Source organism: Devosia sp. FJ2-5-3, assembly GCF_029201545.1.
Classification (GTDB): domain Bacteria; phylum Pseudomonadota; class Alphaproteobacteria; order Rhizobiales; family Devosiaceae; genus Devosia.
The window spans coordinates 1509522-1526736 of record NZ_CP104007.1 but is presented as its reverse complement, the minus strand read 5'-3'; the positions used below and the strand labels follow the sequence as shown (position 1 = coordinate 1526736).

Sequence of the window (17215 nt, the reverse complement as noted above, 5' to 3'; positions counted from 1 at the left end):
CGCTCAGGCGGAGACGGCCAGGATGGACGATCTGGCATCGGCGATCACCCGGTCGCGTCCGGCCTTCTTGGCCACATAAAGGCGGCGATCCGCCTCCGCCAGAAGCGCGGTTCCGGCGAGCACACCGGACTCCGCCAGGCCAATGCTCACCGTCACCTGCAGCCCCTTGGCGATATCGCCCAGATCGAGCCGCCGCACCGCGTTCACCACCAGCGTAGCCAGCGGCTCGGCGTGCTCCAGCGACATTCCGGCAAAAACCAGCGCAAACTCTTCCCCGCCAATTCGGAAAATCTGCATTGCCGGGTTGATGGCCTCCACCAGCCCGGCAACCCGAATGAGCACCTGGTCGCCCACGAGGTGGGAATAGTGGTCGTTGACGAGCTTGAAGTGATCGATATCGAGAATCCCGACCACCGCCTGCTGGTGCGAAAGCTGGGAGAAGACGGCGTCGAATGCGCGCCGGTTCGGAATTCCCGTCAGCGGATCGAGGCCTGCCTGCATTTCGAGCTGCGCCGCCTTCTCCCGCAGTTTGTCGTTCTGCAGCTGCATGTCGAGCGCATGGGCCCTGCGGCGCGACATCTCGCCGGTCTGGGCCACATAGGCATCGTGGAAGGCCCGGTGATAGGACAGGGCCTGTTCGAACTCGCCGCGCTTCGCCTTGATCTCGCACAAGCGGCGCAAGGCGTTGACCTTGTGGTCATGCAGGGCCGATTGATCCGCCAGACGCAGCGCGTCGCGATAGAGCTCCAGCGCCTCTTCGTTGCGGTCCAGCCGATACAGCACGTCGCCCTTTGAATAGATGTAGTGAATATCTTCGCGCGGGCCGGTCACTCCGGGCAGATCGTCCCATTCTGCCAGCAGGGCCTTGGCCCTTTCGATATTACCGTCAAAGCTGAACAGCTCCGCCCCGTTGCACAGCGCCACGCGCAAATTCCACAGGTCCCCCGCTTCGCGCGCCACCTCGACGGCCTGCTCGACAAAGTCCATGGCCTCGGCGGCCAGCATGCTCTCGGCATCGCGCCGGCCTTCCGCCCGGGCGCGAAAAACCTGGTTCATCTTGGCATAGCCGAAATTGACCAGGGTCAGGGCCCGGGTGCTCATGTCGCCCGACAAATTCGCCAGCTCCAGCGCCTCGTCAAGCAGCGCGACTGCCAGCTTGTCCTCGAGGCACATCACTAGCGCGATGGCCTTGCAGTTGAGGGCAAAGGCGTTGAGGGCCAGATCGTCGGTGCGCGCCGCAATCACTGTCGCCTCTGCGGCGCTCTCAAATCCAATATCGGAAAGGCCGACATCGAGCAGGGCCCACGAATAGACGGCAAGTGAGAGCGCATGCCCCCAATTATCGTCCACGCCGGCATAGTAATTGCGCGCCTCATTGGCCGCTTTCAACGCATCTTCGGTGAAGCCGAGCTGCAGGCAGAACCATCCTATGCAGCGATTGACGCCCGCCAGGGCCTCGAGATCATTTGCCCGCCGCGCTTCTATGAGCAGCCGGCGGGCTTCCACAAGACCCTCATGCGACCGGCCGACCCGGCCCTTGTCCCAGCAGGCGTGAACCCGGGAAAGCAAGCTCTGATCCTCGTAACCCGGCACTGCCTAGCCTCCTTGGCATTTGAGCATCAGCCCGTCCGGGTAAACAAACGGAAAATCAAAATGCGAAAATCGCCTGTGATAACTGCGTATTTTCGGCCTCTACTTGCACAATTTCACCGCAACACTCACGCCGAAACTTGCACGGGAACAGATTTGAAGGCCGGCGTCTTGCTGCGCGGATCGACCGCCGTCCCCACCAGCACATTGGCTTCCGGATAATAGGCCAGCACCGAGCCGCGCGGCAGGTCGAACAGGGTCGCCACGCCCTCCATCCTGCCGGTGTCAGAAGTGACGACCACTTTCTGCCCCTCGGCCAGCCCACGTTCCGCCATGTCCTCGCCATTGAGGAAGACCGATTTGCGTCCCGCCTTGCCGCGATAGCTGTCCGTCTCCTCATAGATGATTGAGTTGAACTGGCCCTCGCTGCGAACCGAGGCGAGCATCAGCCGTCCTTCCTCCATCTGCGGGATGGGCGTAACCACGAAGTGCGCCCGTCCGTCCGCCGTGCCGAATTCGGGCACATGCATCACCCGGTTGCGGATATGAAATTCGCGCTTGGCCACGTCGATATCGGCGAGATCTTCCATGCCGGGCACGATGGCGGCAATCGCGTCGCGGATTTTCGCGTGGCCCGAAAAGGCCTCGAAGTCGATGGGCGAATTCGGCAGCATGCGCTTGCCGATCTGTCCCAGGATCCAGCTTTCCGGCCGGACGGTATCGATCCGGCAGATGCCGCCATCGGACAGGCGGACGAAATTGAACATGGATTCCTGCGTCGTCGGTTCCCATTCCTCGTCGCGCGCGGTGACGGGCAGGATCAACACCTCGCCCGCGCCAAGTCCATGGACGTGGCCCTGGTTGAGCGTCGTGGTGAGAAAGAGTTTGAACCCTATGGCGCCCATTGCCCGGCTCGAAAATGCCGTGTCCGGGGTCGCGGCCCAGAGATTGCCGCCCATGATAACGGCGGCGTCGATCTCCCCCGCCTCTGCCCGCTTGAGACAGGCCATGGTGTCGAGCCCTTTCTCTTCGGGAAAGGTCACCCCGAATTCCTGCTGCATCCGCGCCAGCACATCGCGGGCCAGCACCGGCTTGACCCCGATCGTGCCGATCCCCTGCACATTGGAGTGCCCGCGCAAGGGCAAGAGGCCCGCAGAGGGTTTTCCGATCATGCCGCGCAACAGCGCCAGATTGGCTATGGCTTCGACATTGGCAACGCCGTGCACATGGTGGGTCATCCCCATGCCCCAGGCGAACACGGCGTTCTTTGCCCGTCCATAGGCCGCTGCAACCCGGCTTATCTCGTCGCGGGAGAGCCCGCAGGCCGTGGAGATTTCGTCCCAGTCGAGGGCATCAAGATCCTCCCGAAAGGCCGAGAAATCGGCGCCATGGGCGGCGATGAAATTACGGTCTTCGGTGCCCTGCTCCAGCACCGCCTTGGCCAATCCCTTGAACAGGGCAATGTCGGAGCCGATCCGGGGCTGGAGATAGTCCGAAGCAATCTCGCTGCCACCCTTGAGCATGGACATGGGCGATTTCGGCACCGCAAATTTCACCAGGCCCGGTTCCTTGGCCGGATTGATGACAATCACCTGCCCGCCCCGCTCGCGGCAATTCTTCAGCATGTGAATGAAGCGCGGGTGATTGGAGGACGGATTGGCGCCGATGACGAAGATCAGATCGGTTGAGGTCAGGTCCTCCAGCTCGACCGTCGACGTCCCCTTGCCGATGGTGGTGGCCAGCCCTTCGCTGGTCGCCTGATGGCAGTAATAGGAGCAATTATTGACGTTGTTGGTGCCATAGGCCCGCGCCAGCAGCTGGAACAGGAACCCGGCCTCATTGGACGAGCGTCCCGACGAATAGAAAAAGCTGCGCCCCGGATCGGTCTCCCGCAGTCGCTCGGCGGCATGGTCGAGCGCCTCCTCCCACTCGATGGGCTCGAAACGCTCGGAGCCCGCGCGCCGGAACAGCGGCACGCCAAGGCGCCCGAGATGCTCCATTTCCTTGCCGGTCAGTTCACCCAACTCGGCGATGCTATGACTGAAAATCTCGTGGGGTATGGGCGGCTGGATATCGGTCGATTGCGCCTGCACGCTCTTGTTGCAGACCGAGGGGAACTCATCGAGCTCATTGGTCATGCCGCCGCGCTGCCCGCCCATGCCATAGGCACAGGCCTTGCAGGCGTTCTTTGAGGTAAGCGCCTTGGCCGATTTGCCCACCCCCATCCGGGTGATGGTGGACAGGGTGTAAAGCACCTTTTTGGGGCCGCCTCCGACAATCCCGCTGGTATCAGCCAAAACAAATCTCCCGACGACAATATCGCGATTGTCGCCGGGAGACTTGGGGAAGGCAAGCGCGCTACGCTGGCCTCACCGCAAGTTTTAGTAGACGAAGACCGTCAGCTGGTTGCCGCTGCGATTGACCGCAAAAACCCGCGACGGGCTGTAGCTCGACCGGCTGATCGAGGCATTGAGCAGCGGATCGCTGCCGATCGCCGCCTGCAGGCTGCGGCCAAGGCCGGTGCTGGTCAGGGTCGATGCGAGCCAGGTCTGCACTTCGGGGCAGATGGAAACGCGCTGGATGGCGACATTGCTGGCGCGCTGCCAGGAGGCGTCGATGCGGGTGTCGCGGATCAGCCGCTCCAATTGCGAGGGTTGCGTGCCCACGCATGCCGCCGCGCCATTGCCGGAGCCGGTCGAAGCGACAGGCAAGCCGCCGCCATTACCACCACCATTGCCGCCACCACCATTGCCGCCGCCGCCGCCGTTGCCGCCACCGCCGTTGCCGCCACCGCCGCCGCCATTGCCACCGCCATTGCCACCGCCGCCGCCGGAACCTCCGCCACCGCCGCCGATCCCGACATCAACGCCAATCAGGCTGGGCCCGCCGACATTGGCGTCGACATTGACCGCGCCATTCAGCGCATTGACGTTCGCGTCGACAAGGCTGCCGCCTCCGATAGTGGCATCGACATTGGCAGCACCGTTGAGAGCATTGACATTGGCATCGACAAGACTGCCGCCACCGACGCCGACCGTGGCGCCTGCAAGCGGCTGGGAACCGCCAATCTGCAAGTCGACGAGATTGTCGCCTCCGACGCCCAGATTGATGAGCCCGGAAGAAGAAGCATCACCCGATCCCAATGTAATCAAGGCATTATCGCCATCGCCGCCAACAATTCCCAGCAAAGATTGGGCTTGGGCGGGCAGCGCCACACTGGAGAGCAGAGCGAGTGACAGAAACGTTCTCGAAAGTAATTTCATGATCCTTCTCCTTTTCCACGTCGACGGTCGCTACGGGGAAGAACCTATGCTTGAGGTAACCGTTTCTTCACGAAAAATTCAACAGCATTAATGGTTTAGCAAGAATTGCCAAAATCGTTAAAATGCCAGTTTGCGCCCTCGGCAAAAAAGAAGGCGCGGAACCTTGGTTCCGCGCCCCATCGGGGTCACATCGAAGGAGCGTCAGCCTTCGCGCCACCGCCGACCATGATGGCGATCCGGGAGGGAGGTCGGTTCGCCGCTAGCCGTACTGCTGATTTGCAGTTCGCCTGCTCAACGGCAGAGGCGGGATAGGGTTCCCAAAAAATCATCCATGATGGCGCGGAGTTAAGACGGGATCACCTGCAAGGCCTTGATGGCCGCGGACGCCCGGTTCTCGACGCCGAGCTTGGTATAGACCTGCTCGAGATGCTTGTTCACCGTGCGCGGGCTGAGCCCCAGAATATCGCCGATATCCTTGTTCGACTTCCCTCGCGCAATCCACAGCAGCACTTCGCTCTCGCGATTGGTCAGCCCAAAGCTCTGCCGCAGCGCATCCTCCTGCCCCGCCGCCTGCGCTCCCGCCAGCCGGAAGAGATATTCAGCGCCCCCGACAATCCCCAGGAATGAAAACTGCAGCAGCGGCGCATCGCTGAGCGCCAGGTCAAAGCCGCCCCCATGCCCCGGATTACCCTTGAGCCAAAGCCCGAACCGGCGCGCCATCTCCGCCTGCCCCGCCGCATCCATGCCCGAACGCTCCAGCAGCCGGTTGGCCTGCGGCGTCGACCACATCACCCCACCCTCCGCATCGAACGCCACCAGATGCCGCCCCGCCGCATCGAGCGCAATCCGCGCACTCTGCGCCCGCCGCGCATTGGCCAGATGCACCCGGATCCGCGCCCGCAATTCATCGACATTGATGGGCTTACTGAGATAATCCACGCCCCCGCTTTCGAGCGCATGCACGATATGCTCGGTCTCGGTCAGCCCGGTCATGAAGATCACCGGCACATGGGTCAGCGTCGCCATGGCCTTGAGCTGGCGGCAGGTCTCGAACCCGTCGAGCCCCGGCATCACCGCATCCATCAGCACCACATCCGGCGTCACCCGCTGCGCAATGCCCAGCGCCGCCTCCCCGCTGCGCGCCACCAGCACCGTCACCCCTGCGGTTTCCAGCGCCGCCGTGACAAAGCCCAGCGATTCCGGAGAATCGTCGACCAGCAGCACGATGTCCTGGTCCCTCTCAAGCCGGCTCATGGCCTATCCGCTCCAGCACTTCGGCATATCCCTCAAAATCATAGGCCTCGAGCGGTTTTCGCAGTGCCGCAACCAGCGGCAAGTTTGCCGGCTCCTCCGCCAGCCCCCGCAGCTTGGCCTCGATGCCGCGGATATGGCCGATCTGCCCCAGGCTCGCCAATTCCTGCAAATGCTCCGCCCCCGGATTGCGCATCGGCTCGCCGACGACAATCCCCTCCTGGGCCCCGCCGAAAACCCATTCAAGCTTCAGATGCTGCCCGATCTTGTCGAGCAGCTGAGCGAGATCGAAGGGCTTGGCGAGACTGTCGCTGTGCCCGGCATCCCGGCTCGCCGGCCCCCCGCCATCCCCCACATTGGCCGAAAGCATGATAACAGGCGCACCGACCGCACGCTCCCGCAATGCCGCCGCCAGCGCCCAGCCGCTCATTCCGGGCATGCGGATATCGAGGAAATAAAGGTCGGGCTGCACGATATCGAGCATGGCGAGACACCCTGCCCCGCTCTCCGCCGTCAACACGGTGAACCCCAAGGGCGTCAGCATTTCCCGCATCAGCTCGCGATGATCGAGATTGTCGTCCACCACCAGAATTGTCCGATGCGCGCCCTTGTATCCGACGATCTCCCGCGCCGCGGAGAGGTGCGCCACCGGCCGCTCCACCTTGGCCAGCATCAGTCGCGCCTGGAACCGCGTCCCCTCTCCCGGCGTGCTGGTGACGCTGATTTCCCCGCCCAGCGTTTCCGTCAGAAGCTTGGTGATCGTCAGCCCCAGCCCCAGTCCGGGCGTAAAGCTGTTGTGCTCCGCCTCGCCGCGCACGAAGGGCTCGAAGATATGCGGCAGTTCCACCTCCGGAATGCCGCTGCCACTATCTTCCACCACAAAGCTGGCCACCTGCATCCGGTAACCGACCTCGAACCGGACATATCCGGCGCTGGTGAATTTTATCGCGTTCGACAGCAAATTCACGAGGATCTGTCGCAACCGCTTTTCGTCCGTCCGCACATAGAGCGGCAGCGATTTTGCCCGCACATGGCGAAACTCCAGCCCCTTGGCCCGCGCCTGCAGGCGGAACATGTCGACGATCTGGTCGAGGAAATCATGGATATTGATCTCGTTCGAATAGACGTGCAGCCGCCCCGTCTCGATCCGCGAAATATCGAGCAGTCCGTCGATAAGCCCCGAGAGATGCTCCGCACTGCGCCGGATCACCTGCACCGAACCGCGCCGGTTCTCCGGCACACCCGCGTCGCGCTCCAAAATCTGCGCATAGCCCATCACTGCGTTGAGCGGCGTGCGCAGTTCATGGCTCAGCCCGACCACATAGCGGCTCTTGGCCTGGTTCGCCGCCTCCGCCTTTTCCTTGGCGCGCTGCAATTGCGCATCGGTGCGCCCGTGCGCGTCGATTTCCTTGAGCAGCAGCGTGTTCTGGCGCGAGCTTTCTTCTTCGGCCACCAGCCGGCTGTCATGCGCCAGCACCAGGAACCAGATCATGATCCCCGCCGCCACCGCGAAGACGAAGAAGACCACCAGCAGCGTCCCCCCGACGACTTCCGCCGTCGCCGGCGCGGCGCCAATGGCGAAATAATAAACCAGCCCCAGAATGCCGGCGAGGATCGCCACGGCAATCCCCATGGAGACGCCATAGCGCCCCAGCCGCGTCTGCAACTTTTCGATCGCCCAGTCCGGCAATATGGTCGCGGCCACCGCGTGGCTCTGCGCCCGGAAATGGGCGTGCGGCTTGCACATATCGTGGCAGCGCGCATCCAGCGAACAGCAGAGCGAGCAGATCGGCGCGGCATAGGCGGGGCACCATGCCATGTCCTCGGGCTCGAACGGATGCTCGCAGATCGAGCAGGTCACCGACGGCTTCGATGCCCAGGCTTTTCGCGGTTTGCGCGCCAGATAGAATTTGCCCTTGGTCGCCCAGGCGATCGTCGGCGAGGCGACGAAGCAAACGACAAGGGCGATATAGGGGGCAAGCGAGGCCGCCATTTCCCCGAAGGCGCCGAAATGGGCCACCAGCGCAATCACCGCCGAGAGCAGCATCGAGCCGACGCCCACCGGATTGATGTCGTAGAGGTGTGCCCGCTTGAATTCGATGCCTGGCGGCGCGAGGCCCAGCGGCTTGTTGACGAAGAGGTCGACCGAGATCGAGCATAGCCACGCCATGGCGATGATCGAGAAAATCCCCAGCGTTTCCTCGAGCAGCCGATAGATGCCCAATTCCATCAGCAAGAGCGCGATGGCCACGTTGAACAGGAGCCACACCACCCGCCCCGGATGGCTGTGCGTCAGCCGGGAGAAAAAGTTCGACCAGGCCAGCGAGCCGGCATAGGCATTCATCACATTGATCTTGAGCTGGCTGACCACGACAAACACCGCCATCAGCATCAGCGCCAGGAATTCGTTGGGGATCATGTAGCCAAACGCCACGGCATACATATATCCCGGCTCGGAAGCATGCTCTGGCGCGACACCTGCCGACAGCGCCAGCACGGCGAGGAACGACCCCGCGATCAGTTTCGGAGCTCCGACGATGACCCATCCTGCTCCAGCGAGGAATATCCCGATCTTCTGCCGCCATTTCGGCGCTCCTTCGGCGGGCAGGAAACGCAGGAAGTCGACCTGCTCGCCGATCTGGGTCATCAGCGCCAGGATTACCGCCGAAGCCGCACCGAATTTGGCGATTTCAAAGGGCGCCATGCTGCCCGCCGCGCCCTCTGGCTGACCAAGGCCGGCAAAGGCGCGCCAGAGATCGAATTTCTCCCAATCCATGAAGGCGATGAAAATGAACGGCAGGATATTGAGCACGATCCAGACCGGCTGGGTCAGCAGTTGGAACCGGCTGATCATGCGGATGCCATGGGTCACCAGCGGAATGACCGCGATTGCGGAGATGATATAACCGATCCAGAGGGGCAGCCCGAAGGCCAGTTGCAAGGCACTGGCCATGATCGAGGCTTCGATCGCAAAAAGGATGAAGGTGAAACTCGCATAGATCAGCGAGGTGATGGTGGAGCCGATATAGCCAAAGCTCGCCCCCCGCGTCAGCAGGTCGACGTCGACACCATGCCGTGTCGCATAGCGCGCAATCGGCACACCCACGAGCAATATGGCGATGGACGCGATCACTATGGCGATCAGCGCATTCGTCGTGCCATAGCTCAGTGTAATGGCGCCGCCAATGGCCTCGAGCGCCAGGAATGAGATGGCGCCGATGGCGGTCTGGGAGATCCGGTCGTTCGAAAAGCGCCGTGCCGACTTGGCGGTAAACCGCAAGGCATAGTCTTCCAAAGTCTGGTTCGCGACCCAGCGATTATAGTCACGCCGAATAGGAATGATCCGCTGCCGCGCCATTTTCCGCCCAGTTTATAGACAGAAACACCCTCTGCCCAAAAAATTGCCACCGCTTAAATAGCACGCTTTTTAGCCAAATCACCCGGTTTTTCGGGCGCTTGGCGCAATTGCTCGAAGCAGCCTCGGCGGCAGTTACGTCAATCGACGTATAGGGTCTTTGGTCGCAACCGCTCCAGTCTCCTCCCGAGACGCCTCCCTTGGTGTCATCGGGGAACAAACTTTCAGGGGACTAAACATGACCATTCTCAGCGCCCGCAGCGCTATTGTTGCCGCGGCTTTCGCCGGCGGACTTTCGTTTTCGATGACCCCTGCCATGGCGCAGGACGACACCATCAAGGTGGGCATTCTCCATTCGCTCTCGGGCACCATGGCGATCTCGGAAACCACGCTCAAGGACACCATGCTGTTCCTCATCGAGCAGCAGAACGCCAAGGGCGGCCTGCTCGGCAAGCAACTCGAACCCGTCGTCGTCGACATTGCCTCCGACTGGCCGCTGGCCGCCGAACTCGCGCGCCAGCTGATCGAAGTCGACGATGTCGACGCGGTCTTCGGCTGCTGGACTTCTGTCTGCCGCAAGTCGGTCCTGCCGGTCTTCGAAGAGCTCAATTCGCTACTCTTCTACCCCGTCCAGTACGAAGGCGAGGAAAGCCAGCGCAACGTCTTCTACACCGGCGCGTCGCCCAACCAGCAGGCCATCCCGGCTGTCGATTATCTCGCCGAGGAAGAAGGCGTCGAGCGCTGGGTCCTGGCGGGCACCGACTATGTCTATCCGCAGACCACCAACAAGATCCTCGAGCAATATCTGCTCGACAAGGGTGTCGCCAAGGAAGACATCCTGATCAACTACACGCCCTTCGGTCACTCCGATTGGCAGACCATCGTCTCCGACATCAAGGCCTTCGGCTCGACCGGCAAGAAGACTGCCGTGGTCTCGACCATCAATGGCGACGCCAACGTGCCGTTCTACCGTGAACTGGGCAACCAGGGCATCAAGGCCGAAGACATTCCCGTCGTCGCCTTCTCGGTCGGCGAAGAGGAACTCTCCGGCTTCGACACCACTCCGCTGGTCGGCCACCTCGCCGCCTGGAACTATTTCATGAGCGTCGATACGCCGGAAAACGAAGCCTTCATCGCTGATTGGCAGAAATTCATCGGCTCGACCGACCGCGTCACCAACGACCCAATGGAAGCCCACCTCATCGGCTTCAATCTCTGGGTCAAGGCCGTCGAAGCCGCTGGCTCCACCGAAGCGGACGCCGTCATCGACAGCATTGTCGGCCTCGAAACGCCGAACCTCACCGGCGGCATCGCCAAGATGCTCCCCAACCACCACATCACCAAGCCGGTGCTGATCGGTGAAATCCAGGACGATGGCCAGTTCTTCGTGGTCTGGGAAACCGAAGATCTCGTCCCCGGCGACGCCTGGTCCGACTTCCTGCCCGAGAGCGCCATGCTCGAAGCCGATTGGACCGCCCCCATCAACTGCGGCAACTACAACACCGAAACCAAAACCTGCGGTTCGGCACTAGCCTCCAAGTAAGCGCACTCTTCCCCTCCCCCTCCTTCAGGGGGAGGCCGGGTGGGGGGCCCTGGGAAGGCCACGGCACTCTCGCCAAACGCGATGCAGCACCTCCCCCTTGACGGGGGAGGTTGGGAGGGGGTGCCCCACCCACCAGTCGGCGAGCGAACCGCCGCCCCATCGCCTCCCTCCCCCTTGTGGGGAGGGATTGAGGGTGGGGGTTCCGTGGGGCGACCACGGAACTCTCCCCAAACTCGATCCACCCCTCCCCCTCCTGCAGGGGGAGGCCGGGTGGGGGTCCTAAAACTCGAACTGCATTCCGACGACCCGACAAGGACACAAAGCGATGACCAATTTCCTCCGCCTCGCGCTCCTGGCCCTGTCGCTTCTCTTCCCGGCCACCGCGCAGGCCCAGACCGACATCCCCGCCCTGGTGCAATCCATGGGCGACGCCAGCCTCAAGGAACTGGGCGCCCTCGTCACCGACCTCGCCGCAACCGGCGACCCCACCATCATTCCTGCCCTCACCGCCCTCGCCGACGGCAATCTCTATGTCGACGACACCTCCGGCCGCGTTGTCATAGAGACCGGCAAACGGATCACCGACCCAATGACCGGCGAGGCCATTGAACTCGGCCCCGATGCCGACCTCTCCCGCATCCGCGTCAATAATGGTCTCCGCCGCGACATCGCCACCGCGCTCTCGGGCATGACGCTGATGAGTGACGATCCCGCGCGGCGCCGTTCGGCCGCCGCCCAGCTCCTCGCCAATCCCGACCCGGCCAATCTGCCCATCCTCGACGAGGCCATTTCAGCCGAAACCGACGCCGCGATCCGCGACACCATGGAGACGGCGCGCGCCGTCATTGTCCTCCGCGACAATGATGCCGCGATCAGCGACAGACAGGCCGCAGTTTCGCGGATTGCTGCGGGAAATGCTAACATTGCGCTAACCAATTTGACCCTGGCGCTACAAGATGCGCCGCCCGAATTGGCCACCAGCATCAACGCCGCGCTCGCCGGCCTCCAGCAGGCCAAATCGGTCCGCGACGCGCTGCAAAATGTGTGGTTTGGCATATCCTTAGGCTCGGTTCTCCTCCTCGCCGCCATCGGTCTCGCCATCACTTTCGGCGTCATGGGCGTCATCAACATGGCCCACGGCGAAATGGTCATGCTCGGGGCCTACACCACCTTCCTCGTCCAGCTGGTGATCCGCACTAACTTCCCGTTTCTGCTCGACTATTCCCTCCTCATCGCCCTGCCCGCCGCCTTCCTCGTCACCGGCGCCATCGGGGTTGGCATCGAACGCGGCATCATCCGCTGGCTCTATGGCCGTCCCCTCGAAACCCTCCTCGCCACCTGGGGTCTGTCGCTGATCCTGCAGCAGACAATCCGCTCCATTTTCGGCCCCACCAACCAGATAGTCATCGCCCCCACCTGGATGTCCGGTTCGGTCGATTTCTTTGGACTTTCCATCACTTACGGCCGGTTCTGGATCGTCATCTTCGCGCTGCTGGTCTTCGCAACCCTGCTGCTCGTCCTCAATCGAACCGCACTTGGGCTGCAGATGCGGGCCGTCACCCAGAATCGCCGCATGGCCTCCTCCATGGGCATCCGCACCCCCTTCGTCGACGCCATGACCTTCGGCCTCGGCTCCGGCATCGCCGGCCTCGCCGGCGTCGCCCTCACCCAGATCGACAACATCTCTCCAAACCTGGGGCAGAACTACATCATCGACAGCTTCATGGTCGTGGTCTTCGGCGGTGTCGGCAATCTCTGGGGCACCCTGGTGGGCGCGCTAACTCTCGGTATCGCCAACAAATTTCTCGAGCCCTATGCCGGCGCCGTCCTGGGCAAGATCATCATTCTGGTCCTCATCATCCTCTTCATCCAGCGCCGCCCGCGCGGCCTCTTCGCCCTCAAGGGCCGGGCGGTGGAGCAATGATTTTGGGCCTTTTGATCACCAAATACGCGGCCCCTTCGTCTCCCTCCCCCTTGTGGGGAGGGATCAAGGGTGGGGGTGGGCCATACGCACTGAATAGGAGTTCTTCCCCATGCTGACCCAAGCCCTGTTCCGCGCCCTCGACAAAAAGGCCATCTGGGTCATCGGCATCTTCCTCGCCGTCGCGATCCTCGTGCCCATGGCCAACCTTCTGATCCCGCCGGGAAATTTCGGCCACGTCCCGACCTATATGGTCTCGCTCTTCGGCAAATATCTCAGCTACGCCATCCTCGCGCTCGCGCTCGATCTGGTGTGGGGCTATTGCGGCATTCTCTCGCTCGGTCACGGCGCCTTCTTCGCGCTCGGCGGCTATGCCATGGGCATGTATCTCATGCGCCAGATCGGCAGCCGCGGCGTCTATGGCAATGCGAACCTGCCGGACTTCATGGTGTTCCTCAACTGGAAAGAGCTGCCATGGTATTGGCAGGGCTTCGATAATTTCTGGTTTGCCATGGTCATGGTGGTCTTGGTCCCCGGCCTCCTCGCCTTTATCTTCGGCTTCTTTGCCTTCCGTAGCCGCGTCACCGGCGTCTATCTCTCGATCATCACCCAGGCGATGACCTTCGCCCTGCTGCTCGCCTTCTTCCGCAACGATATGGGCTTTGGCGGCAATAACGGGCTCACCGACTTCAAGGAAATCCTCGGCGCGCCGGTCCAGGCGCAGACCACCCGCGCCGCCCTCTTCGCCGCCACCGCAATCACCCTCGCGCTCTCGGTGCTGGTCTGCTCGATGATCGTCAATTCCAAGCTCGGCAAGGTCATGGTCGCCGTGCGCGATGCCGAGAGCCGCACCCGCTTCCTTGGCTACCGCGTTGAATACGTAAAACTTTTCGCCTTCACCGTCTCCGCCATCATGGCCGGCATTGCCGGGGCGCTCTATGTGCCGCAGGTGGGCATCATCAATCCCGGCGAGTTTGAACCGGGCAATTCCATCGAGGTTGTGATCTGGGCGGCCGTCGGCGGTCGCGGCACCCTCATCGGCCCGATCATCGGCGCCATCGTGGTCAATCTCGGCAAATCCTGGTTCACATCGGCGCTACCCGAATATTGGCTCTTCGCCCTTGGCGCGCTCTTCATCTTCGTCACCCTCTTCCTACCCAAAGGAATTGTCGGCCTCTGGAAACAGATCATGGGCAGACGCCGTACCATCCGCGCCGAAACACCTGCCGCTCCGAAACCCAGCGCCTCTGCCGACATGGAGCGCGGCGAAGACCCCGCCAGCTTCGGCACTTCCCCTCAACCCCGTCCGGCGGAGTGAGAACCATGCACAAGGCCCAGGAAACCATGCTTTACCTCGATGGCGTTTCGGTCGCCTTCGACGGGTTCAAGGCGATCAACGGCCTCTCCATCATCGTCAGACCCGCGGAAATGCTGGCCATTATCGGCCCCAATGGCGCCGGCAAGACCACGATGATGGACATCATCACCGGCAAGACTCGCCCCGATGCCGGCGAGGTGCTGTTCGACGGCCGCACCGACCTCACGCGGCTCGATGAAGCCGGGATCGCCAATCTCGGCATTGGCCGCAAATTCCAGAAACCCACCGTGTTCGAAAGTCATACGGTCTGGGACAATCTCGAAATGGCGCTGAAAAAGCCGCGCGGCATCTTTGCCACGCTCTTCTACACGCCCGACGCCGCCGACAAGGCCCGCATCACCGAGATCCTCTACACAGTGCGCCTCGCTCATCGCCAACACGAGCTCGCCGCCAATCTCAGCCACGGGCAGAAGCAATGGCTCGAGATTGGCATGCTGCTTGCACAGGATCCGAAGCTCCTCCTGGTCGATGAACCAGTGGCGGGCATGACCGACAGCGAAACCGAAGAGACCGCAAAACTGCTCAAGCACATCGCCCAGACCCGCTCTGTCGTCGTCGTCGAGCACGACATGAGCTTCGTGCGCGCGCTGGGCTCGCGAGTGATCTGCCTTGCCGAAGGTTCGGTGCTGGCAGAGGGCTCCCTCGATCAGGTCAGCGCCAATCCCGTTGTTATCGAACGCTATTTGGGGAGATGAGGATGACTTATGAGCTTTCGGCATACCCGAGGCAGCTCCTCCCCCTCGACGGGGGAGGTTGGGAGGGGGTGCTTGCCGCACCCAAACCTTTGATCTGTCAGTCAACTTTCGAGGCACTCATCCCCCCACCCCGACCCTCCCCGCAAGGAGGAGGGAGTTTGGCCGGTGGTTGCGGAGGCATAGAATGAACGCTGCGCTCTCTCTCGACGCCATCGACCTCCACTATGGCGCGGCTCAGGCGCTCAAGGGCGTTTCCATCGAGTGCCGTCCCGGCCGGATCACCGCCATTCTCGGCCGCAATGGCGTCGGAAAGTCCTCGACCATCCGCGCCATCGCCGGCATCAACCATATCTCATCCGGTGCCGTTATTTTCGGCAGCGAGCTGCTTAAAAAAGCGCCACCCTACAAACGCGCGCGCATGGGACTGGGTTATGTCCCGCAAGGCCGTGAGATTTTTCCGCTGCTGACGGTTCGCGAAAACCTCGAAACCGGCTTCGCCGGTCTCGCCCGCGCCGACCGAAACATTCCAGACTATATCTTCGAGCTTTTCCCGGTTTTGAAGGCCATGCTCAACCGGCGCGGCGGCGATCTCTCCGGCGGCCAGCAACAGCAATTGGCCATTGCGCGAGCGCTCGTCACCCGTCCCACCCTGCTCGTTCTTGATGAACCCACCGAAGGCATCCAGCCCTCGATCATCAAGGATATCGGGCGGGCGCTGCAGTTCCTGCGCGACGAGAAGGGCATGACCATCCTTCTGGTCGAACAGTTTCTCGATTTCTGCCGCGAGATCGCCGACGATATCTACGTCATGGATCGCGGCGAGATCATGCATAGCGGGCCTGCCCAGGATCTGGACCGGCCCGAAATACGTCAACACCTGATGGTCTAGACATGAAAAGGCACCCGGCAAGCCGGGCGCCCTGAAAGGAACAGATGGACTGCGCCTTAGCGGGTGACGAGACCCGCATCCAGGCAAGCCTGGAGATCAATGGTATCGAGGTCGATCGTGCTGGTCATATTGGCCATCTCGTTAACGGCCGGCGCATCCTCGATGGTTGCATCAGCAGCGCCGGACGAATCGTCGGAAGCGTTGCTGTCAGGCTCGGAACTTTCCGTCGCAGTGCTGGTGGATGCGGTGGTGTCAGCAACCAGCAGCTGGTCGCAGCGTTCCTGGACGGCAGGCAGGTCGGCATCGCTCACGTCAACACCGTTGATGGACGTCTGCGCCATTACCGAACCGGTAAATGCAAGGCTTGTGCTCAGGGCGAGAATAGAGAGTGCAGATTTGATGTTCATGCCTATAACCTCTTGAAATTTCGCTATCAAAGAGCGTTTGCTCATGTAACTAACGAGCTTTCCTTTGGATCGTTGCAATGAAGACTGCAGCTTTCGAACATGTTTTCGATCAACAAAAAATGCAACGAGCGCGTGGAACCGGACGCGTCGTTACATATCTTCGCGACGGCAAGACATGTCTTGATCAACTCTATCAGGACGGTTGCGCGAAGATCCGCCTGCCGCGGACACATTCAAACGCACTCGAAGCCGTCCTCATCAATACTGCCGGTGGACTAACCGGCGGTGACGTTATCGAATGGGGTGCAGAAGTGGCTGCCGGCGGCCAGATGATCCTCACCACCCAGGCCTGCGAACGCAGCTACCGCTCCACAGGCGCAATGGCCGAGGTCACCACGAGCCTCAAGATCGGCCGCGACGCCCATCTCGACTGGCTCCCGCAGGAAACCATCCTTTTTGCCGGCAGCCGCCTCGCCCGCACGCTCCAAATCGATCTCGACGAAGGCGCAACACTAACCGCCATCGAAGCGGTACTGCTGGGGCGCGATGCCATGGGGGAAGAAGCGCGTGACGCCGTCTTTACCGACAATTGGCGCATCCGCCGCTGCGGCCGACTGGTCCATGCCGAAGCCACCCGTCTCGATGGCACCGACAGGGAACGCGACGCACTCTCCCTCCTGGACGGCGACCGCGCCATCGCGACCATTGTACACCTTGCTGCAGACGCCGACCGCGCAGCGCAGCGCCTGGCGCACATCCGCACCGCCTTGCCGCCGGACGCGAACATCGCCGCCAGCCAGATCGGCGAGCGTCTCGTGGTGCGCGCCAGCGCCCCGACCGGGCTTGCGCTTCGCCGTCTCATCATCCCCCTGCTGATCGAACTCACCGGCGCCGGCAATCTGCCGCGCCTCTGGCACCTCTAG

General features: G+C 62.2%; 12 protein-coding genes. 6 read left to right on the top strand and 6 right to left on the bottom strand.

Annotation, left to right across the window (positions count from 1 at the left end):
- Positions 1 to 3: 3 nt before the first annotated feature.
- From N0P34_RS07325 to N0P34_RS07305, 5 genes are all read right to left on the bottom strand, one after another.
- Entirely contained in the window at positions 4 to 1593 is a 1590-nt protein-coding gene (locus N0P34_RS07325; protein ID WP_275606361.1) for a tetratricopeptide repeat-containing diguanylate cyclase, read from the bottom strand.
- 125 nt (positions 1594 to 1718) lie between these two features.
- Entirely contained in the window at positions 1719 to 3887 is a 2169-nt protein-coding gene (locus N0P34_RS07320) for an FdhF/YdeP family oxidoreductase (protein WP_275606360.1), read from the bottom strand.
- Positions 3888 to 3971: 84 nt separating this feature from the next.
- Positions 3972 to 4853, bottom strand: coding sequence for a hypothetical protein (locus tag N0P34_RS07315; protein WP_275606359.1), 882 nt, complete (start codon positions 4851 to 4853; stop codon positions 3972 to 3974).
- A gap of 345 nt (positions 4854 to 5198) precedes the next feature.
- Positions 5199 to 6107, bottom strand: a complete 909-nt coding sequence (locus N0P34_RS07310) for a DNA-binding response regulator (RefSeq protein WP_275606358.1) — start codon at positions 6105 to 6107, stop codon at positions 5199 to 5201.
- Positions 6094 to 9462 carry an ATP-binding protein gene (locus N0P34_RS07305; RefSeq protein WP_275606357.1) on the bottom strand — a complete coding sequence of 1123 codons (3369 nt, stop codon included), beginning with the start codon at positions 9460 to 9462 and terminating at the stop codon, positions 6094 to 6096. Before N0P34_RS07305 ends, N0P34_RS07310 begins: the two co-directional genes overlap by 14 nt.
- A 235-nt stretch (positions 9463 to 9697) precedes the next feature.
- On the opposite strand from N0P34_RS07305, the gene urtA reads away from it, so the two are divergent.
- The 5 genes from urtA (at position 9698) to urtE (ending at position 15885) form a co-directional block, all read left to right on the top strand.
- Entirely contained in the window at positions 9698 to 11002 is a 1305-nt protein-coding gene (gene urtA, locus N0P34_RS07300; RefSeq protein ID WP_275606356.1) for an urea ABC transporter substrate-binding protein, read from the top strand.
- A gap of 325 nt (positions 11003 to 11327) precedes the next feature.
- The gene (gene urtB / locus N0P34_RS07295) at positions 11328 to 12926 is read left to right on the top strand and encodes an urea ABC transporter permease subunit UrtB (protein ID WP_275606355.1); all 1599 of its coding nucleotides are present in this window, start codon (positions 11328 to 11330) and stop codon (positions 12924 to 12926) included.
- A gap of 109 nt (positions 12927 to 13035) precedes the next feature.
- Complete coding sequence (urtC, locus tag N0P34_RS07290) at positions 13036 to 14241, top strand: urea ABC transporter permease subunit UrtC (protein WP_275606354.1); 1206 nt, start codon at positions 13036 to 13038, stop codon at positions 14239 to 14241.
- Between the two features lie 5 nt (positions 14242 to 14246).
- On the top strand, positions 14247 to 14996 hold the full coding sequence (gene urtD, locus N0P34_RS07285) for an urea ABC transporter ATP-binding protein UrtD (protein WP_275606353.1): 750 nt from the start codon (positions 14247 to 14249) through the stop codon (positions 14994 to 14996).
- Positions 14997 to 15180: 184 nt separating this feature from the next.
- Positions 15181 to 15885 carry an urea ABC transporter ATP-binding subunit UrtE gene (gene urtE, locus N0P34_RS07280; RefSeq protein WP_275606352.1) on the top strand — a complete coding sequence of 235 codons (705 nt, stop codon included), beginning with the start codon at positions 15181 to 15183 and terminating at the stop codon, positions 15883 to 15885.
- 56 nt (positions 15886 to 15941) lie between these two features.
- On the opposite strand, the gene N0P34_RS07275 is transcribed toward urtE, so the two are convergent.
- A complete protein-coding gene (locus N0P34_RS07275) occupies positions 15942 to 16292 on the bottom strand; it encodes a hypothetical protein (protein ID WP_275606351.1) in 351 nt (116 codons plus the stop codon).
- A 77-nt stretch (positions 16293 to 16369) separates the two neighbouring features.
- On the opposite strand from N0P34_RS07275, the gene N0P34_RS07270 reads away from it, so the two are divergent.
- A complete protein-coding gene (locus N0P34_RS07270; protein ID WP_275606350.1) occupies positions 16370 to 17215 on the top strand; it encodes an urease accessory protein UreD in 846 nt (281 codons plus the stop codon).

Excerpts from the sequence above, each read along its gene's own strand:
- N0P34_RS07315 (WP_275606359.1), bottom strand. The coding sequence starts at position 4,853 with ATGAAATTACTTTCGAGAACGTTTCTGTCACTCGCTCTGCTCTCCAGT.
- N0P34_RS07310 (WP_275606358.1), bottom strand. The coding sequence starts at position 6,107 with ATGAGCCGGCTTGAGAGGGACCAGGACATCGTGCTGCTGGTCGACGAT.
- N0P34_RS07305 (WP_275606357.1), bottom strand. The coding sequence starts at position 9,462 with ATGGCGCGGCAGCGGATCATTCCTATTCGGCGTGACTATAATCGCTGG.
- urtA (WP_275606356.1), top strand. The coding sequence starts at position 9,698 with ATGACCATTCTCAGCGCCCGCAGCGCTATTGTTGCCGCGGCTTTCGCC.
- urtB (WP_275606355.1), top strand. The coding sequence starts at position 11,328 with ATGACCAATTTCCTCCGCCTCGCGCTCCTGGCCCTGTCGCTTCTCTTC.
- urtC (WP_275606354.1), top strand. The coding sequence starts at position 13,036 with ATGCTGACCCAAGCCCTGTTCCGCGCCCTCGACAAAAAGGCCATCTGG.
- urtD (WP_275606353.1), top strand. The coding sequence starts at position 14,247 with ATGCACAAGGCCCAGGAAACCATGCTTTACCTCGATGGCGTTTCGGTC.
- urtE (WP_275606352.1), top strand. The coding sequence starts at position 15,181 with ATGAACGCTGCGCTCTCTCTCGACGCCATCGACCTCCACTATGGCGCG.
- N0P34_RS07275 (WP_275606351.1), bottom strand. The coding sequence starts at position 16,292 with ATGAACATCAAATCTGCACTCTCTATTCTCGCCCTGAGCACAAGCCTT.
- N0P34_RS07270 (WP_275606350.1), top strand. The coding sequence starts at position 16,370 with ATGAAGACTGCAGCTTTCGAACATGTTTTCGATCAACAAAAAATGCAA.